Here is a 22,855-nt window from a genome sequence, read left to right as displayed (position 1 = left end):
TATGTAGTTGCGTTATAATAACGATATTACACACATTTTTTTGATCAAGCATTCCCTTCATTTGGTTTTTTGATCAATGGCATAATTGAGGACGCAGTATGGCCTTATTACCTATTTTAAGTTTTCCTGATCCCCGTCTTCGTACCATTGCAGAACCCGTCGAAGAAGTTACTGATGAAATTCGTCAGCTGGCTACAGATATGTTTGAAACCATGTATGAAGCGCCAGGCATTGGACTTGCCGCGACACAAGTTGATCGTCATATTCAGTTAATTGTCATGGACTTGTCTGAACATAAAGACCAACCTTTGGTATTCATTAACCCCAAAGTCACCCCATTGACCGAAGAAACACAGCCCTATGAAGAAGGCTGTCTATCAGTTCCTCAAATATACGATAAAGTTGCGCGTCCGTCACGTGTAAAGATCGAAGCAATTAACCTTGAAGGTCAAGCATTTGAGGTCGAAGCTGACGGACTTCTCGCTGTTTGCATTCAACATGAAATGGATCACTTAAATGGCAAATTGTTTGTCGATTATCTGTCGCCGCTGAAGCGTCAACGTGCACGGGAAAAAGTGGAAAAAATCACGCGTCAACGTCAAAAAGACAAAGTAGCCGTAAAACGTTAATTTTTCCTAAATTTCATAAACAAAGCCCAATTTTGATTGGGCTTTGTTATATACTTCGCACGTCCTCAACTTAGGTGGAATGGATTGTTCTTTAGAGCTGCGTTGCTACTGTCTTGTGTAGCCGTGTTTTTACAGATTGCTGTTTTTTTACAGCCTTTGCTTCCGACGCAATATCAAATTGCGCCGGTCTGTGAAACCATTACGCGTGCGCTTTTACTCAAGCCAGTTGAACATCTCAGTTCTCATGCTGAAAAGCATTCCACGCATCATCATGATATGCAGACTCAGCATGAACTCAGTTCACAACATGCTGAACACAATCATCATGATGCCAGTCATCAATGCCAATACTGTACGGTGTACGGTAATTTAGTCTTACCGCCCGATTTAGAGTTGAAATCGGTACTCGATCGTATTCAAGTCCGTTTAGTTGCATTTCAAAAAGCCTTTGTGCATGTTTGGTTTGCGCTGCAACAACTTTTCTTATTGCCTCAAGGGCGAGCACCGCCACTGTTTGTATAAACCTAGACATTTATTTTTCGGGTCTTAACGGACTCTAGCCTAGTTGTATTTATAGATTTAGTGAGAATAAAAATGGCTCAGCCTACATTCTTTTTACAGCCTCTTGCGGCTGCGATTTCTCTTGCTTGTTTTTCAAGTGTCGTATTTGCCACAGAGACAGACAGTGCGCATATTTTAGCGCCGATTGTGGTGACGGCTCAGCAGGGCAATGATGCCAATGGTCTCATTGTACATGCCGATCCGAAGCAACCCACGCAGCCAATTCCTGCAGTTGACGGTGCAGCCTACCTACAAAGTATTGTCGGTTTTAACCAGATCAAAAATGGCGGTGCGAATGGCGATGTCACCTTCCGTGGTATGTTTGGTTCCCGTATTAAAATCCTCACCGATGGTACGGAAAACCTAGGCGCATGCCCAAGCCGTATGGATAATCCAGCGTCGTATGTTTCTCCTGAAAGCTACGACAAAATCACGGTCGTAAAAGGGCCGCAAACTGTTCAGTATGCGCATACTGGTTCAGCCGCAACCGTTATTTTTGAACGTGAACCTGAACAGCTCACTTCGGCGAAACCTTATCGTGGACAAGCCAGTGTCATGCTTGGCTCTTATGGTCGTTTAGATCAAAATGTTGAAGCTGCTGTTGGTGATGAAAAGAAATATGCACGTTTAAATGCTAACCGTTCGATTGCAGGCAGTTATCAAGATGGAGCGGGCGATACGGTTCCATCAGATTGGGAAAAATGGAATGCAGACCTTGCATTAGGCTGGACTCCGAATGAAGACACATGGATAGAGCTAAAAGGTGGTAAAAGTGATGGTGAGGCTGTTTATGCTGGACGTAGCATGGATGGCTCTAAATTTGCCCGTGAAAGTTTAGGTTTGCATCTGCAAAAGAAAAATGTCAGCGAAGTGATTAAGAAGGTCGAAGCACAAGTTGACTATAGCTATAACGACCATGTTATGGATAATTTTCGTTTAAGAACGCCACCAACAACGACTATGACGATGAATGGCATGAGTATGACTGTGCCAAATAAGATGGAGATGGAGGTGACACGTCGTACGTTGAATGCACGTGCTGCAATGACTTCTGAATGGGACAAAGTCAGCCTGATGACAGGAATAGACTCACAGCTTAATAAGCATGGTGGCAATATGATTATGTACGCTATGCCGAGTATGAACTCTCCCTTTAAAACCAATATGGAATTTGAGTCTTATGGGGCTTTTGGCGAGCTGAGTTATGCATTCAATGATCAGCATAAACTGGTAACAGGTGCACGTGTCGATCAAGCGAAGATTGATAATTTAGCCACTAATACAGAGCGTAAAGAAACTTTGCCAAGTGGTTTTATTCGAATTGAAAGTGAGCTTGCGGAACATCTTAAAACTTACGCAGGTTTAGGTTATGTAGAGCGTGTGCCTGATTATTGGGAATTGTTTAGTACCAAATATCATCAAAGTGCAGGTACGACCTTTGCCGATTTAGAGAATGAAAAAACCGCGCAGTTTGATGCAGGCTATCAATATGAACAGGGTGCATTTAAATCATGGGCTTCTGTTTACGCAGGTTTGATTCAAGACTATATATTAGTGGTGTATACCCCGACAGGTTCAATGGGCAAGTTAGAAGCCAAAAGCCGAAATGTCGATGCAACCATTGCAGGTGCTGAAGCAGGTGTGGCTTACCAGTTGACGGATCAAATTCAAGCGGACATCAGTGCCATGTATGCATGGGGTGAAAATACAACGGATCACACCGCTTTACCGCAAATTGCACCATTAGAAGGACGTTTCAATCTACGCTATGTGCAAGAAAAATATAACCTTGGTTTATTATGGCGTGTGGTTGCAGCACAAGATCGTACTAGCTACCGAGAAGGCAATATCATTGGATATGATTTAGAAGACAGTAAAGGTTTTGGAACGCTGTCTTTAAATGGGACTTATAATATCCAAAAAGATCTAGACCTTTCAGTCGGAATAGATAATGTGCTGAATAAAAACTATGCCGAGCATTTGAATAAACTTGGAAGTTCAGGTTTTGGTTATGCTGCAACAGAACAATTCAATAATATTGGGCGTAATTATTGGGCACGTATCAGTATGAAGTTCTAAAAATATAGAGTAATCATCGCAACAGCCTGTCTAGAAATAGATGGGCTGTTTTGCTTTGTAAGTTAAAAAATGTTTGATAAAACAGCATGCTGAATAAAGATTCAACAGAAAGTGGCTAAGGAAACAGCAGTTTAAAGATAGTAATTGAGTTTATTTTTAAAATATATAATATAAACAATATGTTAGGGTGTAAAAAATGTATACCGCACGGGTTGAATTTAAGTGGTTATGAAAATGAGTTAAAATTTATAAAATATATTTTATATAAATAACAACAACTTAAATTCATGCGAGTTTGAAAAGTAAACATGTGAAAATATTTATTCAGAATAAGTGTTGCAAGGGGATAGAAATGCTGTAGAATGCACATCCATCGGCGGTGATTAAGATTAAAACTTCTGATAAAACAGTAACTTAGTTGAAAGTGATTGAGTTGGGTTTTAGAAAGAGAGTTTAAAATAATTTAAATTACCAGTTGACTTTTAAGAGATTGAGAGTAATATAGCCGACCTAGCTTGATGGTGACGAACCATTGAGAAGATCATTAAGAGATTATGAAGAACAACTTGTGTGGATTTTTACTGATTGATCGATCGAAAATATTTCATTGATTGATGGTAGAAATTACTCGAAGTTTATTTGAGCGAATTTTTAGTCAGAAAATTGATGAGCCAGAATTGTGACCTTAAGTCACTAAATGATTTTAACTGAAGAGTTTGATCATGGCTCAGATTGAACGCTGGCGGCAGGCTTAACACATGCAAGTCGAGCGGGGGGAGGTAGCTTGCTACCTAACCTAGCGGCGGACGGGTGAGTAATGCTTAGGAATCTGCCTATTAGTGGGGGACAACATTTCGAAAGGGATGCTAATACCGCATACGCCCTAAGGGGGAAAGCAGGGGATCTTCGGACCTTGCGCTAATAGATGAGCCTAAGTCGGATTAGCTAGTTGGTGGGGTAAAGGCCTACCAAGGCGACGATCTGTAGCGGGTCTGAGAGGATGATCCGCCACACTGGGACTGAGACACGGCCCAGACTCCTACGGGAGGCAGCAGTGGGGAATATTGGACAATGGGGGGAACCCTGATCCAGCCATGCCGCGTGTGTGAAGAAGGCCTTTTGGTTGTAAAGCACTTTAAGCGAGGAGGAGGCTACCGAGATTAATACTCTTGGATAGTGGACGTTACTCGCAGAATAAGCACCGGCTAACTCTGTGCCAGCAGCCGCGGTAATACAGAGGGTGCGAGCGTTAATCGGATTTACTGGGCGTAAAGCGTGCGTAGGCGGCTTTTTAAGTCGGATGTGAAATCCCCGAGCTTAACTTGGGAATTGCATTCGATACTGGGAAGCTAGAGTATGGGAGAGGATGGTAGAATTCCAGGTGTAGCGGTGAAATGCGTAGAGATCTGGAGGAATACCGATGGCGAAGGCAGCCATCTGGCCTAATACTGACGCTGAGGTACGAAAGCATGGGGAGCAAACAGGATTAGATACCCTGGTAGTCCATGCCGTAAACGATGTCTACTAGCCGTTGGGGCCTTTGAGGCTTTAGTGGCGCAGCTAACGCGATAAGTAGACCGCCTGGGGAGTACGGTCGCAAGACTAAAACTCAAATGAATTGACGGGGGCCCGCACAAGCGGTGGAGCATGTGGTTTAATTCGATGCAACGCGAAGAACCTTACCTGGTCTTGACATAGTAAGAACTTTCCAGAGATGGATTGGTGCCTTCGGGAACTTACATACAGGTGCTGCATGGCTGTCGTCAGCTCGTGTCGTGAGATGTTGGGTTAAGTCCCGCAACGAGCGCAACCCTTTTCCTTATTTGCCAGCACTTCGGGTGGGAACTTTAAGGATACTGCCAGTGACAAACTGGAGGAAGGCGGGGACGACGTCAAGTCATCATGGCCCTTACGACCAGGGCTACACACGTGCTACAATGGTCGGTACAAAGGGTTGCTACCTAGCGATAGGATGCTAATCTCAAAAAGCCGATCGTAGTCCGGATTGGAGTCTGCAACTCGACTCCATGAAGTCGGAATCGCTAGTAATCGCGGATCAGAATGCCGCGGTGAATACGTTCCCGGGCCTTGTACACACCGCCCGTCACACCATGGGAGTTTGTTGCACCAGAAGTAGGTAGTCTAACCGCAAGGAGGACGCTTACCACGGTGTGGCCGATGACTGGGGTGAAGTCGTAACAAGGTAGCCGTAGGGGAACCTGCGGCTGGATCACCTCCTTAACGAAAGATTGACGATTGGTAAGAATCCACAACAAGTTGTTCTTCATGACGATGTATCTGAGGGTCTGTAGCTCAGTTGGTTAGAGCACACGCTTGATAAGCGTGGGGTCACAAGTTCAAGTCTTGTCAGACCCACCAAATCTGACTAACAAGCATTGTTAAATGCTGAATACAGAAAAACAGAGACATTGACTTATTGATAAGCTGGGGACTTAGCTTAGTTGGTAGAGCGCCTGCTTTGCACGCAGGAGGTCAGGAGTTCGACTCTCCTAGTCTCCACCATAGATTATAGAAATTAGTAAGTTAAAGCTTATTAACTTCTGTGATTTATCGCAGTTTCCTGACCTGACGAAGGCTGGAAAAATCATTAACAGAATATATTTGAGTTGAAATAATTTGTTCATACTCGTTTTTAAGATCGACATTAACAGTGATTTATTACTGGATGGTGAAGATTGAAGAAATGAGTTACTAGCGAAATTAACTGAATCAAGCGTTTTGGTATGTGAATTGAATTGAAGCTGTACGTAGTTAAATCTACAAGGCTCCAACTGTAGCGATTAAGTTCGCGACGCAATATCCTACTTGTAGGGATTAGCGACTGTTTGGGGTTGTATAGTCAAGTAATTAAGTGCATGTGGTGGATGCCTTGGCAGTCAGAGGCGAAGAAAGACGTAATAGCCTGCGATAAGCTCCGGGGAGGCGGCAAATATCCTGTGATCCGGAGATTTCTGAATGGGGAAACCCACCTGTCATAAGGCAGGTATCGTATGATGAATACATAGTCATACGAGGCGAACGAGGGGAAGTGAAACATCTCAGTACCCTTAGGAAAAGAAATCAATTGAGATTCCCTCAGTAGCGGCGAGCGAACGGGGAAAAGCCCATTAAGTCATATAAGTTTTAGTGGAATGCTCTGGGAAGTGCAACCATAGTGGGTGATAGTCCTGTACACGAAAGGGCTTATATGATGATGTCGAGTAGGGCGGGGCACGTGAAACCTTGTCTGAATATGGGGGGACCATCCTCCAAGGCTAAATACTCCTGACTGACCGATAGTGAACCAGTACCGTGAGGGAAAGGCGAAAAGAACCCCTGTGAGGGGAGTGAAATAGATCCTGAAACCGCATGCATACAAGCAGTGGGAGCCGACATGTTCGGTGACTGCGTACCTTTTGTATAATGGGTCAGCGACTTACATTCAGTAGCGAGGTTAACCGCATAGGGGAGCCGTAGAGAAATCGAGTCTTAATAGGGCGTTTAGTTGCTGGGTGTAGACCCGAAACCGGGTGATCTATCCATGAGCAGGTTGAAGGTTGGGTAACACTAACTGGAGGACCGAACCCACTGTCGTTGAAAAGCCAGGGGATGACTTGTGGATAGGGGTGAAAGGCTAATCAAACTCGGTGATAGCTGGTTCTCCCCGAAAGCTATTTAGGTAGCGCCTCGGACGAATACCATTGGGGGTAGAGCACTGTTTCGGCTAGGGGGTCATCCCGACTTACCAAACCGATGCAAACTCCGAATACCAATGAGTACTATCCGGGAGACAGACTGCGGGTGCTAACGTCCGTAGTCAAGAGGAAAACAATCCAGACCGCCAGCTAAGGCCCCAAAATTATAGTTAAGTGGGAAACGATGTGGGAAGGCATAGACAGCTAGGAGGTTGGCTTAGAAGCAGCCACCCTTTAAAGAAAGCGTAATAGCTCACTAGTCGAGTCGGCCTGCGCGGAAGATGTAACGGGGCTAAAACTATATGCCGAAGCTGCGGATTTGCAATTTATTGCAAGTGGTAGGGGAGCGTTCTGTAAGCCGATGAAGGTGTATTGAGAAGTATGCTGGAGGTATCAGAAGTGCGAATGCTGACGTGAGTAACGACAAAACGGGTGAAAAACCCGTTCGCTGAAAGACCAAGGGTTCCAGTCCAACGTTAATCGGGGCTGGGTGAGTCGACCCCTAAGGCGAGGCCGAGAGGCGTAGTCGATGGGAAATTGGTTAATATTCCAATACTTCTATGTAATGCGATGAGAGGACGGAGAAGGTTAAGTCAGCCTGGCGTTGGTTGTCCAGGTGGAAGGTTGTAGGCATGTATCTTAGGCAAATCCGGGGTACTCTATGCTGAGAACTGATAGCAAGCTGTACTTGTACAGTGAAGTGGCTGATACCATGCTTCCAGGAAAAGTCTCTAAGCTTCAGTTACATAGGAATCGTACCCGAAACCGACACAGGTGGTCAGGTCGAGTAGACCAAAGCGCTTGAGAGAACTCTGCTGAAGGAACTAGGCAAAATGGTACCGTAACTTCGGGAGAAGGTACGCTGCCGACGGTGATAGGATTTACTCCTTGAGCTATTGGCAGCCACAGAAACCAGGCCCCTGCAACTGTTTATTAAAAACATAGCACTCTGCAAACACGAAAGTGGACGTATAGGGTGTGATGCCTGCCCGGTGCTGGAAGGTTAATTGATGGGGTTAGCGTAAGCGAAGCTCTTGATCGAAGCCCCAGTAAACGGCGGCCGTAACTATAACGGTCCTAAGGTAGCGAAATTCCTTGTCGGGTAAGTTCCGACCTGCACGAATGGCATAATGATGGGGGCGCTGTCTCCAGCAGAGGCTCAGTGAAATCGAATTCGCCGTGAAGATGCGGTGTACCCGCGGCTAGACGGAAAGACCCCGTGAACCTTTACTGCAGCTTGACATTGAACTTTGATCTTACTTGTGTAGGATAGGTGGGAGGCTTTGAAACCGAGACGCTAGTTTCGGTGGAGCCAATCTTGAAATACCACCCTGGTAATATTGAGGTTCTAACTCTGTCCCGTAATCCGGGACGAGGACCATGTCTGGTGGGTAGTTTGACTGGGGCGGTCTCCTCCTAAAGAGTAACGGAGGAGTACGAAGGTGCGCTCAGCGTGGTCGGAAATCACGCGTAGAGTATAAAGGCAAAAGCGCGCTTAACTGCGAGACCCACAAGTCGAGCAGGTACGAAAGTAGGTCTTAGTGATCCGGTGGTTCTGTATGGAAGGGCCATCGCTCAACGGATAAAAGGTACTCTGGGGATAACAGGCTGATACCGCCCAAGAGTTCATATCGACGGCGGTGTTTGGCACCTCGATGTCGGCTCATCTCATCCTGGGGCTGAAGCAGGTCCCAAGGGTATGGCTGTTCGCCATTTAAAGAGGTACGCGAGCTGGGTTTAGAACGTCGTGAGACAGTTCGGTCCCTATCTACCGTGGGCGTTGGAAATTTGAGAGGATCTGCTCCTAGTACGAGAGGACCAGAGTGGACGAACCTCTGGTGTACCGGTTGTGACGCCAGTCGCATCGCCGGGTAGCTATGTTCGGAAGGGATAACCGCTGAAAGCATCTAAGCGGGAAGCCTACCTCAAGATAAGATTTCCCTAGGACTTTATGTCCTCTAAAGAGCCGTTGAAGACTACGACGTTGATAGGTTGGATGTGGAAGCATAGTGATATGTGAAGCTGACCAATACTAATTGCTCGTGAGGCTTGACTATACAACACCCAAACAGTTGGTGTTGTGGTTCAAATCACTGCAAATACCTTGATTTAGTTATAAAGCTAAGTACAATGTGCAAATTAAATTAACTCAGATGTTCTGTTAATAACTCATTTGATGAAAGTTAGGCATACACAATGTGTAAATAAGACCAAACGAATAGTCATAAACAGTTGTGCTGGCGACAATAGCAAGAGTGAACCACCTGATCCCTTCCCGAACTCAGAAGTGAAACCTCTTAGCGCTGATGGTAGTGTGGCGTTTGCCATGTGAGAGTAAGTCATCGCCAGCTCATTATTCAAAAGCCCCCTAACTTAATTGTTAGGGGGCTTTTTTTATTATGCGGTTAGCGAAATATAGAGGAAAGAAGAAGAGATCAGAAACCATATAGTATAAAAAATTTATATTCATGCATGATCATGTGATTCCATATCTTTGTCTGCATTCTGCTCAGTCTGAAAGTTTAGAACGGCTTTCTTAATCTACCCGAATCCTGTTTAAGTCAATGATTCCACAACCCGAATGATTGGCTTGTTTTGATGACATAATTGGTAAGCACATAAAGAGGCATAAATACCAGCTAAATAGCCTTCAACACTTCTCGCGTTACTTGTTACCAAATTATATTTCCCTTTGAGCAAACTAAATAACGTTTCTATTTTGTTGCGCTGCTTTAGATAATATTCATCTTCTTTTGACAATTGAACTGCCTGCATGTTTTTACGATGATATGTAATTAAATCAATATCTTGTTCTTTAAGCCTAGCTTTCAGTTCATGACTAATATAGCCACGATCAGCATAAAGCTTTGCTTTTAATCCTTCTACCAACTGTTTAACCATTTTGATATCCGCTGTATGTCCATTAGATAAAACTGAGTTCGCAATCTCACCTGATTGATTCATCAGTAAATGTAGCTTACAACCAAAGAACCATCCCATTGAGCTTTTACCACGCGTTGCAATTGATGATATGGATTTATGTCGCTGAATACGCTGATTTTTACAGACTGGCAAAGTAGTTGAATCAATCCATAAATACGAACTTTGATCATCTTTCATCACAGCGAAATGCAAGGCATGTAAAGCGAGTTGATGTGTATTCACTAAATGAATCATGCGCTGATAACAGGGTAAACTTTTAAATAAATGGCTTTTGTCTTGTTTCAACGATGAGAAAAATGCTTTGAAGTTATTAAAATGAGAACATTTATACCAAATCGCAATGAAGATGATTTCTGAAATATTCAGTTGAGCGGTTCGAATTCTTAGACAATGGTGACATTCTTTAAGAAATTTCCAGTAAGTGGCTTCAAATTTTAAGAAGAAATCATCAATTACACAAAATAATTCTGTACTATCGAACATAAGGACTAGAGTTGTGAGTTTGGTGTGGTAACTCAACTGATAGCTCTAGTCCTCTTCTTTTTCAAGCCTATTTCTTATCCATGATTCGGGTTAATCTATATATTTCATTTATTAAGCATTTTATCTTTTTTATTGTGGTTTTCATAAAAGAGATAGGTTTGCTTGGAATAATTCTTCTCTCTGTACACGACAAAAATAGATAACTCATTGAAATAATGGCATAATACTTGTTTTCTGACGACGAATATGATGACACATTTCAATGAGTTACATCTCATCTTAAACAAATATCTAAAGTGGAACAAGTCACATGTAAAATGTTTTACACTGATTATGATTGCATTAATTGTAAAACAGACCTGTAATCTTTCTTCTGCATCTAAAGCCTTACCCATCAAGTGCTTACCACAATCATTTTATCGACGTATACAACGCTTCTTTGCAGGTCAGTATTTTGATTATCGTCAAATTTCTCAGTTGATTTTCAATATGTTTTCATTCGACAAAGTGCAACTGACTTTAGATAGAACCAATTGGAAATGGGGAAAACGAGATATCAATATCTTGATGTTAGCCATCGTCTATCGTGGAATAGCGATACCTATTGTTTGGACATTGCTCAATAAACGTGGAAATTCAGATACAAAAGAGCGTATTGCTTTGATTCAACGCTTTATCTCTATTTTTGGTAAAGACCGTATTGTGAATGTGTTCGCAGACAGAGAATTTATCGGTGAGAAATGGTTTACATGGTTAATTGAAAATGACATCAACTTCTGTATACGTGTTAAAAAAACTTTATTGTGACCAATCACTTAGCCAGGAATCATAAAATTAGTGATTTATTTCGTCATCTTCAAGTTGGTCAAACTGAATGTCGTAAACGACGTATTTGGGTTGGTCGAGTGAAACTGTATATTAGTGCGCTACGATTAGAAGATGGGGAACTTTTACTTGTTGTTTCTCCTATGTTTAATGCTTCTGCTATTCGTGATTATGCATTACGCTGGGAAATCGAAACCTTATTTAGTTGTCTCAAAGGACGTGGATTCAATCTTGAAAATACTCGTTTAACAGACCCTGGACGAGTCAAGAAATTGATAGCAGTGCTAGCTATCGGTTTCTGTTGGTGCTATTTAACAGGTGAATGGCAACATGATCAAAAAAAAGCGATAAAAATAAAGAAGCATGGACGACTCTCAATGAGTTTATTTCGCTATGGTTTAGACTATGTTCAAATGGCGATTCAGCGTTTAATTGGTTTTGGGAAAAAAGAAGAGTTTAAGGAAATTTTGGCAATTTTAAGAAGGCAGAATCCTGATAGGATAAGGGTTCTGTGAAATTTGTCGTGTACAGAGAATTCTTCTAATAAGTTGATTATGAATTAAGCCAGGTTGTATAAATTATAATCAAGCAAGGTGAATATAATTCATGGTAAAATGATCGGCTTTCATCTTTGATCTCTATTTGAGATCTTTCATCTGCCAGCCGAGAATTGCTAGCCATGTCTACTGCTTATACTATGCAGACCGCGCCTACAGCGTTGTTTGATTACGACAAATATTGGGCGTCATGCTTTGAACCTGCGCCATTTTTGCCGATGTCGCGCGAGGAAATGGATCAACTCGGTTGGGATAGTTGCGACTTTATTTTGGTCTGCGGTGATGCTTATATTGATCATCCATCATTTTGTTCGGGCATTATTGGTCGTACGTTAGAGGCACAAGGTTTCCGTGTCGGCATTATTGCGCAACCAGATTGGACTAATGTTGAAGCTTTTCGTGTTTTAGGTAAGCCCAATATTGCTTGGGGGGTGACTGCTGGGAATATGGATTCGATGATCAACCGTTATACGGCTGATCGTAAAATTCGTTCTGATGATGCCTATTCGCCAGATAACTTACCCAATAAACGTCCAGACCGTGCAGCAACCGTGTATTGCCAGCGTGTGCGTGAAGCATTTCCAGATGTGCCTGTATTGCTAGGTGGAATTGAAGCGTCTTTACGTCGTATTGCACATTATGACTATTGGTCAGACAAAGTTCGTCGTTCAGTGTTGATGGACTCAAAAGCCGATCTCTTGATGTATGGTAATGGCGAGCGTTCGATTACTGAGGTGATGCATCGTTTAGCCAAAGGCGAAAAAATTCACGAAATTACCGATGTTCGTGGCACGGCATTTATTGTGAATAAGTTAAACCGCCCATCTAAAGCCAAGTTTGTGGAAATTGCATCAAATGATGTAGATACTGTTGGTCGCGTTGATCCGATTATCAATCCTTATGTGATGACTGAAGATTTAGATGGCTGTGAAATTGAAAAAGATAAGGGTAATTCTTTAACCCAATACCAAAATTTCCAAAAAGAAATTGTGACAAATCAAATTGTTCGTGAAGGGGATCAACTTGATCCTGATACACAAATTGTGCAATTACAGCCGTCTTCAAAGGCAATTAAACATAAATTACCGCCACGTGAACTGGCTGTGATTCGTTTGCCTGCATTTGAAGCAGTGGCAGATGATCCAGTTTTATATGCACATGCCAACCGTATTTTACATCTTGAAACCAATCCAGGAAATGCACGTGCTTTGGTACAAAAGCATGGTGAGCGTGATGTTTGGTTAAATGCGCCACCGATTCCGTTAACCACGGAAGAAATGGACTATGTGTTTGATTTACCGTATGCACGTCTACCCCATCCTGTGTATGGGGATGCGCGTTTCCCTGCATTTGATATGATTAAGTTCTCTGTGAACATCATGCGTGGCTGTTTTGGTGGCTGTACCTTCTGTTCGATTACAGAACATGAAGGGCGTATTATTCAAAACCGTTCAGAAGAATCAATTTTGCGTGAAGTGGAAAAGATTCGTGATACCGCACCAGGTTTTACTGGCATCATTTCTGACTTGGGTGGACCTACAGCAAACATGTATCGTTTGCACTGTAAAGACCCTGAAATTGAAAAGAATTGTCGTAAACCATCCTGTGTTTATCCAGGGGTGTGTCAAAACTTACATACCGATCATGCACCTTTAACGCAGTTATATCGTAAAGCACGCGCCATTAAAGGCATCAAGAAGATCCTGATTGGCTCAGGTTTACGTTATGACTTGGCGGTACTCAACCCTGAATATGTCAAAGAATTGGTACAGCATCATGTCGGTGGTTATTTAAAAATTGCCCCGGAACATACCGAAAAGGGTCCATTGTCGAAGATGATGAAACCGGGCATTGGCACCTATGATCGTTTTAAACAAATGTTTGATCGTTTCAGTAAGGAAGCGGGTAAAGAGCAGTATCTCATTCCGTACTTTATTGCTGCACATCCGGGTACGACTGAATATGACATGATGAATTTGGCGATTTGGCTGAAGAAAAATGGTTTCCGTGCCGATCAAGTACAGACTTTCTATCCATCGCCAATGGCAACAGCGACCACCATGTATCACACGGGTAAGAACCCATTAGCCAAAGTGGCGCGATATACTGAAGATGTAGATATTGTGAAAGGTGAGAAGCGTCGTCGTTTGCACAAAGCATTCTTGCGTTATCATGATCCAAACAACTGGCCTTTGCTGCGTGATGCTTTAAAAGAGATGGGCCGCCAAGACTTGATTGGTAACTCGAAACAGCATTTGATTCCAACCTATCAACCGCAAGGGACAGAGGGGCAGTATCAATCTGCGCGTAAAAAGAACTCAACCGTGGATGGTGATTCGCAAAAGCGTAATGGTGAGAATCGTAACCAACAAGCGAAAAATCAATCTCGTCCGTCAAATACCAAGAAGCGTCCTGAGCGTGGTCAGATTTTGACGCAACATACAGGTTTACCACCGCGTGAAACAGGTGATGCCAAGAAGCCATTTGGACATTCAAAATCAAAACCGAAGTCTAAGTCGCGTGCTTAATCGGAACTGAAACTAAGAAGGGTGCCTTGGCATCCTTTTTTATGCGATATTATTTTTATAAGCAGTTAAAAGACTTTACTCTAGGGATTTTTGTCATTTGTCGGGAAAAATTTGGCATAGACTAAAATAGTATTGCACCCTAAGGATTGAGTCTATTACAGTATGAACTAGCTAAATAAATGATGTCGTTGTTTGCGCAGTTGCAATAAATGTTACATCAAATGACATTGAAAAGATTTGTTTAGTTTTATAACCATTTGGTCAAATTTAGCTGTAATTTTTTATTTCGTGGTTTGGGAAAATGATCAGCACGCTATACTGATCGCATAAAAATCGGTGTGAGACCGGAAATTATAATAAATATGAGAAGGATACGAATATGACAACTTATATAGTAATTGGTAGTGTGATACTACTACTGTCCATGATTTTGGCGAGTAAGGGTTTAATTCCAAAAACAAAACAACAGGATAGTGCATTAAGGCAGCGCGCTATTTTCAATGTAAATGAACAATTAACCTATACACGATTGAAAGAAATTTTACCTCATCATACGATACTTGCACATGTGTCTTATGATGCTTTATTGACAACTAAATTTTCACGTACACGAAGTAAATATCGTAACTTGGTGGCCGATTTTGTGGTGGTAGATGCGATGCAGCAAGTGGTTGCTGTCGTGGCTTTAGATGACCCACTTTCCTTGAAACGCCCACAAAAGTCCCAATTTCAGGATGCGATACTCGATATGGCGGGCTATAAAGTCATCCGTTATGAAGAAGTACCTGAATATCATCAGTTACGTGAAGATTTTTATGGAGATGTCTATCTCCCAACACGTTCAAACAAAGATAAGAAAACCTCAAAAAAGTACGACTATTATAATGATGCACAAACACGAAAATTACGTGTGCTTGGCTAGTTGAGCTTTGAAGTTCATCATAAAAAACATGCGATCCATGTCTTTTATGATGAATAATTTATTTATTCAGGTTTAACCGCAACAACTGTTAACTCGACCAAAACACGTGGATCATAGAGTTTTGCTTCAACACAAGTACGAGGTAATGCATCAATATCGGCAACCCATGCATCCCATACTTCATTAAACGCAGCATAATCTTGTTCAATATCTTTTAAATAAATTGTCACAGATAAAATATGGCTTTTGTCTGTGCCTGCATCGGCAAGAAATTGGTCGATCATGTCGAAAGTCTGTTGAGTTTGTCCTTTAATATCTAAATCAAAGTCAGAAGCTAATTGTCCTGCTAAATGAATGAGGTTTCCAGCAATTGCTACTTCAGAAAAGCGATTTGAGACATGCAAACGTTGAACAGCCATGTGAGAGCCCTGTGCGCGTAGAATTAAAGATCATGATATATACCTCGATAGCCTATCACAAAGTCAAGTGCGGCAGATGATCACTCGCTCGCAATCCCGTTATTTATAGTATTAAGGTTTTTGGAGTTCTACAATCACTCAGAAGAGAGTGGTACTGACTTTGATAGTATATGGTTATGATTTGAAAAGTGTGGTGTAAAAATAAAAAGAAGTGTTTAGTCTGAGTTGGAATGGGGTATGAAAATTAATTATAGATAGTTATTGTTATTTTGATAAGGCTAAAATGCTACACGATGTAAAAGCAGTATGTCGTGATGAGCATCAGAGATGCCCTGTAATCTTTGGATTTGATCGTCACACCAATCACAGGACGTTATGCTAAAAGTAAAGGTGAGTTTTAGCATCTCAGCGCTTACATGGATAAATGTAGTGCGCCATTAGATTACTCTAAAAAAGGATATTGTGAATGCTAAATTGCATTATTTTTGTTCTTTTGGTTAAAAAATAGCTCATTTGGGTATTTCATCTTCCCACAAGGAGAGTTGAGGAAGTACTTCTTTGTGAGAAAGTGCATAAACACCAACACCCACTAATCGAAAGCATTGCTCTGGCCTGATATGCATGTCTTTGAGCAGGCTGTCTAAGATGAGTTGTAGTTCTGCCTGATGTTTAAGAGGTGTTTTAAAGCTTTTGCTATGCTGTAAAGTCTGAAAATTCTTGAGTTTAAGTTTGACGGTGACGCCACGAGCATACAGTTGTTTTTTCTCGAGACTTCGCCAAACCTGTTCAATCAACTGGGGCCAAAATGGCATGCATTGTTCAATGCTTAAGTCATCATCAAAGGTCGTTTCTTTTGAGATTTGCTGACGTTCACGTTCTGCTTGTACAGGACGTTCATCTATCCCTTGCGCATATAAAAACAGTTGTTTGCCGTATTTGCCAAAATGGTGAATGAGTACATTTTCATCTAATTTTTGTAGATCGCCTAAAGTCTCAAGATTTAAGCTTTTTAACTTTTCTTGCATGACTTTACCGACACCAGGGATTTTTTTAAGCGCTAAGTGCTGAATAAACTGCTGAACGTGTGAGGGTTTAATCACACAGATCCCATTGGGTTTATTCCAGTCCGAAGCAACTTTGGCGAGAAATTTATTGGGTGCAACACCCGCCGAGGCGGTCAGTCCTGTGCTTTGAAAAATATCAGCGCGAATGCGCTCAGCCACTTCTGTGGCGCTGGCCAGTTGTTGTAAATTTTCAGTGACATCTAAATAGGCTTCATCCAAAGAAAGGGGTTCAATGAGGGTCGTATAACGTTGGAAAATAGTATGAATCTGTTCTGAAACTGCCCGATATTTAGAAAAGTTGGGTTCAATCACGACCACTTGAGGGCAGCGTTTTTTGGCTTGAGTCATCGACATCGCTGAACGGAGACCATATTGACGTGCAGGGTAGGATGCGGCTGCAATAACGGCACGAGGATGGTGCGAAGAAATGACCACAGGCAAGTGCTTTAAATCTGGACGTTCAAGCAACTCTACAGATGCGTAGAAGGCATCCATGTCGATGTGAATGATTTTTCGCATACTCGGTTTTGATGTAGAGGTTCAGCTAAAGTATGGCACTATCTCTCTCGATTGCGAAGCCTTTCATCCGCTATGCGCGACATAGTTTGTCTTCATGTTCTTTTTTTTGTTAAAGATGAAGGTGGGTGACTTATTTAATGGGTAAATTTTGTGGCAGTTGATAAAGTCCTTGGCGTTCTAAAAAGTGTATCCACTCTTGTTCTGAACCATGAAATACATTGAGATCAACCAAGGTAGGAACACCTTTAATTTGTCCTTGGCTGGTGTGTTGCCAAAAGGTCCATTTTGGATTGCCCTTGAGTTCAGGTTGCCCTTGATATTCACGAATCCAAAGCGGTGTATTCTTAAACTTATCGACTAAAACAATATTATAAAATGCCTTAGAGGTATAAAAGATCGGCTGTAAACCATAATGTTCGTGCAGTTTATCATGCATGACCTGAATTTCTTTGAGCAGCTGTTCTTTGGTGTAGGTATTAATACAGTTACTGTCATATTCCAAATCAATCACAGGTGGCAAGCTATCTTTTTTCTTTGGCACGGTTTCAATAAAGTTTTGCGCTTGAATCTGCCCATCACGACATAAACGATAAAAATGATAGGCTCCGACTAAGAAGCCGTGCTCACGTGCTTTAAGCCAGTTGTCCTGAAACTTTCGATCTTTAAAATCGCCACCTTCGGTAGCTTTTAAATAGACGAATTTAAACTCTTTGGGAGAAATAGATTGCCATTGAATATCACCCTGATGATGAGACACATCAAAGCCTTTTACGGGATACTCTTGAGCAGATGCGACATTGTTCTGCAAGAAAAAATAGGTGATTCCGAGACCGATACAGAGCACTATTACACAGGCGACTGTGTAATAGACTAATGATATTTTTCGAGAAGCGGTGGCTTTTTTTCTTGCAGGCATGCTTTTGCAGGTGTTGATTTTTAGCTCATCATCATAGCTTGAATTCACTGAACTGACCATGATGATTATGCTCAGTGAATGGCCGTACTTTGTATCTGTTGTTAATCTGCGGTGTCTTTGGGGATATGCCAAAAAATAGCAGCAGTAATCAGGTTAATACAGCCCAATACAATCAAGGTATTATGGAATGCCATGACGATATGCTCTGTGCCCAAATACGCCGTAAAGACATTGACCAAAGTACCCGCCAAGGCTACACCAATACTCATCGACACCATCATGATCATCGACAAGAAACTGTTGCCACTGCTGGCATCTTGTTGTGGCAGATCTTTCAGGGTAAGGGTATTCATAGACACAAATTGCAGTGAATTCAGCATACCAAAAATAAAGAAATGCAGTGCGCGTAGCCAGGTTGGGGTATCTGCGGTGTTGAGTGCGAAGCTGGCAATACATGCACCAACCAATAGGGTATTCACTAAAAGGACGTGGCGATAACCAAAGCGTTGTATCAGTTGACGAATGATGGGTTTGGATGCCAATGAACCTAGCACTGTGGGAATCATTAATAGCCCTGTAATTAAGGGTTCAAAGCCAAAGGCCAGTTGTAACATCAAAGGCATGAGAAAGGGCATGGCATTGCCACCGAGGCGAGCAAAGAAATTGCCTAAAATACCTACGGCATAGATGCGGTTACCAAACAGCTTGCTACGAAATAAGGCATTTTGATGCGTATGCGCATGATAGGCATACCAAAGTGCAGTGACCAAACTCAATCCAACTAATCCGAGGCTCCACCATAAAGTCAGATGTGGACTAGCAAAATTTTCAATGCCTAAAGAGAGTCCTGCCATGGTAATGACCAGTAGGATAAAACCCCAAAAGTCAAAACGTGGCACATTCTGTTCGGTGACATTCGGCATGGCTTTAAAACTAATCAGGACCCCTAACAGCCCCATGGGGAGGTTAATCAGGAAAATCCAATGCCATGTGCTGACTTCGACCAGCCAGCCACCAAGTGTTGGGCCAATGAGTGGGCCAATCAGTCCCGCGAGGCTCATTAGGCTCATTGCGGATAAGAACTGCGTCCGCGGGATGACCTTGAGCATGGCTAAACGGCCCACAGGCAATAATAATGCACCGCCTACGCCTTGGAGTACGCGATAGAACAATAATTCATTTAAGCTTTCAGAAAAGCCACAGCCCAGTGAAGCAAGAGTAAAAATGATAATGGCACTGAAATAGGTATTGCGCACCCCAAAACGGTCTGCAAGCCAACCACTCAAGGGAATACAGGCAGCCACGGCAAGCACATAGGCCACCACCACGCTATGCATTTGCAGCGGGTCCTCATTTAGGCTGATGGCCATAGCAGGTAGAGCGGTATTCACAATGGTGGTATCTAAGCCTTGCATAAAAAAGCCAATCGAAACCAGAAGTACCAAAAGACGGTACTCAGGAGCGAGCGCTTGATGGGTTGGCGTTTGATTCATAGATACAACAAAGTGAAATTTTTAAACAGTTTAGCCCAATTTATACAGAACTGATGTTGTGAAAGTGCATTTATCACCTGCCATCAAATTGACATCTATACGACATTGAACTGCAACGCTTGCGTCATACATTGGTCAAATTTGAACCGATATTTAGATCATGATGAACAAAACATATAGTGCCGTATTTTTAGCTTGGATGGGACTGGGTTTAGTGGGATGTAATGGCAGTGATGATGAACAAACCATTACATCCCCACCTGTTGTTGAGGAAGTTACGCCGAATAGTATTGAACTGGTCAAGCTTGCAAGTTATGCGTCGGGGGTATTTGGGCAGAGTGCAGCGGAGATACCCGCTTATGATGCTGCGAGTCAGCGCCTATTCGTGGTAAATGCTCAAAAAGGCATGGTCGATGTTTTGGATTTCTCCAAACCAGCGCAGCCGACATATATTCAGTCTTTGGATGCCAAAACTTATTTAGCCAATTCCGAAGTGAATAGTGTCGCGGTGCATAATGGTATCGTTGCGCTTGCGGTTCAGGCTGAGGATAAAACCCAAACTGGTATTGTGGCTTTCTTTAAAGCACAAGATTTGTCTTATATTAGCCAAGTCAAGGTCGGTGCTTTACCCGATATGCTAACCTTTACACCTGATGGTCGAAAGGTGTTGGTTGCCAATGAGGCGGAACCGAATGAGGGTTATCAAATTGATCCTGAGGGTTCGGTTAGTATTATTGATGTTTCTGACATTCAAAAACCAACAGCAAGCATAGCAGGCTTCCAAGCATGGAATGACCGTAAACAAGAATTATTGGATGCAGGGATTCGTATTTTTGGTCCAGACATCAGCCAATACTCAAATGTCGCGACCGTAGGTATTCAAACCACCTCTGTAGCACAGGATTTGGAGCCTGAGTACATCGCGGTGAGTGCTGATGGAAAAAAAGCATGGGTCAGTTTGCAGGAAAATAATGCGATTGGGGTTTTAGACCTAGAAAAAAATCAATTTGTTGATCTTTTCCCGATGGGCTACAAAGACCATAGCTTGCCTGAAAATGCCTTAGATGGCAGTGACCGTGACTGTGCTATTGGTCAAGACTCGTTGGGGCGTAGTATTACAGAATGTGCAAAAGATGCAGGCATGATCAATATCCGCTCTTGGCCGGGACTATATGGCATGTATATGCCCGATGCCATTGCACAATATCAAGCCAAGGGTAAAACCTATTTGGTCACGGCCAATGAAGGGGATGCCCGTGAATGGTTAAAGGATGAAGCCAAATACTTTGAAGGCGCGGACTTAAATGCTGGTTATGCAGAAGAGATACGTATCAAACACTTGTTTAAAAAAGCAGGTTTTGATGCCAAAGGCGATTATGCAGCACATTTACGTCAGCTTGCGCCAGGTGTGAAAGGGGCGAAATTAAACCCAGAGGTGTTTAAACCTTGTCAAACGGCTGACGCAACAGAAGTCTGTGCGGACAATTTAATTAAAGACGCACAAATTGGACGTTTGACCATTAGTTGGACTCAAGGTTATCAAAAAGATCCACTGACAGGTCTGCCGAAGTTGGATGAAAATGGTCGTCTGACGTATGACAAATTATATGCTTATGGTGGTCGTTCGGTAAGTATTGTCGACCCTGAAACCAAGCAGATTGTGTGGGACTCGGGCAGTGAGTTTGAGCGAAAAATTGCGGAGTTGTTTCCAAATCAATTTAATAGCAATCATGAAACATTTAAATTTGATGACCGTAGTGACAACAAAGGCCCTGAACCTGAAGGAGTGACTCTGGGTAAAATTGGTGAAAAGACCTTTGCCTTTATTGGACTTGAGCGTGCCAGTGGCATCATGGTCTATGACATTAGCAACCCGAATCAGGCTAAATTTGTTCAGTACCTGAACCATCGCAACACCACCGAAACAGAAGTCACGAAGCAAGGAGACCTTGGCCCAGAAGGTTTGATCTTTATCGCGGCGAAAAATTCACCAAATGCTCGACCTTTATTGGTAGTGGGGAATGAAGTCAGTGGTACGACGTCAGTTTATGAAGTAAAGCTAAATTAATAGCTTAGTTTAAATAAAGAGCACAGTGGTGCTCTTTTTTATGGCGCTACAAAAAATATATGACAATAATGTCATGAAAATGAAATAAAACCGTCATAATCTCTGCCAAAGCTTCAATGGCAGGCTGTTGGAAAGATTCTGCAAAAGGTTTGTTTTATGACAATCGAAATCTTGATGGTGATTGGCTTCTGTTTAGCAGCTTATTCTATCGTCGGAAATGATGTGCCACAGACATTAGGTACCTTTATTTCATCGAATGCACACCGCCCATGGTGGGTGCTTTGGCTCTTTATCAGCACCATTTTAGTTGTGGTTCTGATCTATGGTTGGTATGCATCAGGTGTGGGAGATGCCTCTTACGGTCGCTTAGAGACGATTCCATTTCCAGATAATGGGATTACGTGGCTGTATATCGTACCGCCAATTTTACTGTTGTTTTTGACCAAATACGGCATTCCTGTGAGTACCACTTTTTTGGTTTTAACCATTTTCTCGCCTGCAAGTTTGGGGGCGATGATGGTGAAGTCAATGATGGGCTATGCCGTGGCTTTTGTGGTTGCGATTATTGTCTATCGTTTTGTGATGCGACAAGTGGCAAAGTACTTTGCCAAAACCCGTCATGAAGAACCTTCCCATATTTGGATTGGGTTACAGTGGGTATCGACCGCTTTTTTGTGGAGCCAATGGCTGATTCAAGATTTGGCCAATATTTTTGTATACGTGCCACGCCAAGTTCCGTTGGCATTTTTGCTGTTTGCTATCACCATCTTTGTGGTGTTGTTGGCGCTGATTTTGTACCAACGTGGTGGGGCGATTCAAAAAATTGTCGATACTAAAACAGGTGTAACGGATATTCGTGCTGCAACGATTATTGACTTTATGTATGCCCTGATTTTGTTGGTCTTCAAGGAGTGGAGCAACATTCCAATGAGTACCACATGGGTATTCTTAGGTTTACTTGCTGGTCGTGAGTTTGCTATGTCGATGATTTTTGATGAGGTGAATAAGCACCGTACTTCGCGCAATGTCAGTAAAGATGCCATGAAGTTGATGTTTGGTTTAGCCATGTCGGTGATTTTGGCGACCACTTTGCCGTGGTTCTACAACTTTGTCACGAATTATGGTCAATAGACGAAGCTGTTAAAAAAGCGAGC

13 protein-coding genes, 2 tRNA genes and 3 rRNA genes are annotated in these 22,855 nt (G+C 42.5%); 13 read left to right on the top strand and 5 right to left on the bottom strand.

The features are described from left to right. Positions 1-98 precede the first annotated feature (98 nt). The 8 genes from def (at position 99) to rrf (ending at position 9,315) form a co-directional block, all read left to right on the top strand. Entirely contained in the window at positions 99-629 is a 531-nt protein-coding gene (gene def, locus ACZ8ZH_RS16745; RefSeq protein ID WP_086210794.1) for a peptide deformylase, read from the top strand. 84 nt (positions 630-713) lie between these two features. Then, positions 714-1,151 (top strand): DUF2946 family protein, encoded by a 438-nt coding sequence (locus ACZ8ZH_RS16740; protein ID WP_086210793.1) that lies wholly within the window; start codon positions 714-716, stop codon positions 1,149-1,151. A 72-nt stretch (positions 1,152-1,223) separates the two neighbouring features. Further along, positions 1,224-3,269, top strand: coding sequence for a TonB-dependent copper receptor (locus ACZ8ZH_RS16735; RefSeq protein ID WP_119065004.1), 2,046 nt, complete (start codon positions 1,224-1,226; stop codon positions 3,267-3,269). Positions 3,270-3,973: 704 nt separating this feature from the next. Then, a 16S ribosomal RNA gene (locus ACZ8ZH_RS16730) occupies positions 3,974-5,510 on the top strand. Between the two features lie 61 nt (positions 5,511-5,571). Then, positions 5,572-5,648: transfer RNA gene (locus tag ACZ8ZH_RS16725), tRNA-Ile, on the top strand. Between the two features lie 68 nt (positions 5,649-5,716). Beyond that, a tRNA-Ala gene (locus ACZ8ZH_RS16720) sits at positions 5,717-5,792 on the top strand. A gap of 335 nt (positions 5,793-6,127) precedes the next feature. Next, positions 6,128-9,021, top strand: a 23S ribosomal RNA gene (locus ACZ8ZH_RS16715). Positions 9,022-9,200: 179 nt separating this feature from the next. Next, positions 9,201-9,315: ribosomal RNA gene (gene rrf / locus ACZ8ZH_RS16710) — 5S ribosomal RNA — on the top strand. The 16S, 23S and 5S rRNA genes sit together here with 2 tRNA genes alongside, the layout of an rRNA operon. A 205-nt stretch (positions 9,316-9,520) precedes the next feature. Here the strand turns inward: rrf and ACZ8ZH_RS16705 are convergent. Next, on the bottom strand, positions 9,521-10,390 hold the full coding sequence (locus ACZ8ZH_RS16705) for an IS982 family transposase (protein WP_470247936.1): 870 nt from the start codon (positions 10,388-10,390) through the stop codon (positions 9,521-9,523). Positions 10,391-10,639: 249 nt separating this feature from the next. Between ACZ8ZH_RS16705 and ACZ8ZH_RS16700 the strand changes: the two genes are divergently transcribed. The 3 genes from ACZ8ZH_RS16700 to ACZ8ZH_RS16690 all read left to right on the top strand — a co-directional run bounded on the left by ACZ8ZH_RS16700 (position 10,640) and on the right by ACZ8ZH_RS16690 (position 15,222). Continuing rightward, positions 10,640-11,730 (top strand): IS4 family transposase gene (locus tag ACZ8ZH_RS16700; RefSeq protein WP_470247926.1). Its coding sequence is split into 2 segments (ribosomal slippage): positions 10,640-11,180 and positions 11,180-11,730, totalling 1,092 coding nucleotides; the frame shifts between segments, so codons are not numbered across the junction. A gap of 164 nt (positions 11,731-11,894) precedes the next feature. Beyond that, complete coding sequence (locus ACZ8ZH_RS16695) at positions 11,895-14,300, top strand: YgiQ family radical SAM protein (RefSeq protein ID WP_086209806.1); 2,406 nt, start codon at positions 11,895-11,897, stop codon at positions 14,298-14,300. A gap of 379 nt (positions 14,301-14,679) precedes the next feature. Beyond that, positions 14,680-15,222, top strand: coding sequence for a DUF2726 domain-containing protein (locus ACZ8ZH_RS16690; protein ID WP_119064830.1), 543 nt, complete (start codon positions 14,680-14,682; stop codon positions 15,220-15,222). A gap of 62 nt (positions 15,223-15,284) precedes the next feature. On the opposite strand, the gene ACZ8ZH_RS16685 is transcribed toward ACZ8ZH_RS16690, so the two are convergent. The 4 genes from ACZ8ZH_RS16685 to mdtD all read right to left on the bottom strand — a co-directional run bounded on the left by ACZ8ZH_RS16685 (position 15,285) and on the right by mdtD (position 19,633). Continuing rightward, positions 15,285-15,641, bottom strand: coding sequence for a RidA family protein (locus ACZ8ZH_RS16685; RefSeq protein WP_086209804.1), 357 nt, complete (start codon positions 15,639-15,641; stop codon positions 15,285-15,287). Between the two features lie 509 nt (positions 15,642-16,150). Beyond that, positions 16,151-17,224: a DNA polymerase IV gene (gene dinB / locus ACZ8ZH_RS16680; protein ID WP_119064832.1), complete on the bottom strand. Its 1,074-nt coding sequence runs from the start codon at positions 17,222-17,224 to the stop codon at positions 16,151-16,153. 130 nt (positions 17,225-17,354) lie between these two features. Next, positions 17,355-18,140 (bottom strand): glycoside hydrolase family 25 protein, encoded by a 786-nt coding sequence (locus ACZ8ZH_RS16675; protein WP_416332353.1) that lies wholly within the window; start codon positions 18,138-18,140, stop codon positions 17,355-17,357. A 101-nt stretch (positions 18,141-18,241) separates the two neighbouring features. Continuing rightward, positions 18,242-19,633, bottom strand: coding sequence for a multidrug transporter subunit MdtD (gene mdtD / locus ACZ8ZH_RS16670; RefSeq protein WP_119064835.1), 1,392 nt, complete (start codon positions 19,631-19,633; stop codon positions 18,242-18,244). 160 nt (positions 19,634-19,793) lie between these two features. Here mdtD and ACZ8ZH_RS16665 point away from each other — a divergent pair, with 160 nt between their 5' ends. Both ACZ8ZH_RS16665 and ACZ8ZH_RS16660 read left to right on the top strand, forming a co-directional pair. Then, complete coding sequence (locus ACZ8ZH_RS16665) at positions 19,794-21,701, top strand: choice-of-anchor I family protein (RefSeq protein WP_119064837.1); 1,908 nt, start codon at positions 19,794-19,796, stop codon at positions 21,699-21,701. A gap of 156 nt (positions 21,702-21,857) precedes the next feature. Then, entirely contained in the window at positions 21,858-22,832 is a 975-nt protein-coding gene (locus ACZ8ZH_RS16660) for a hypothetical protein (protein WP_119064839.1), read from the top strand. The last annotated feature ends 23 nt before the right edge of the window (positions 22,833-22,855 follow it).

It is taken from the genome of Acinetobacter sp. SW-226 (assembly GCF_055632855.1).
This window is presented reverse-complemented; position numbering and strand designations above follow the sequence as displayed.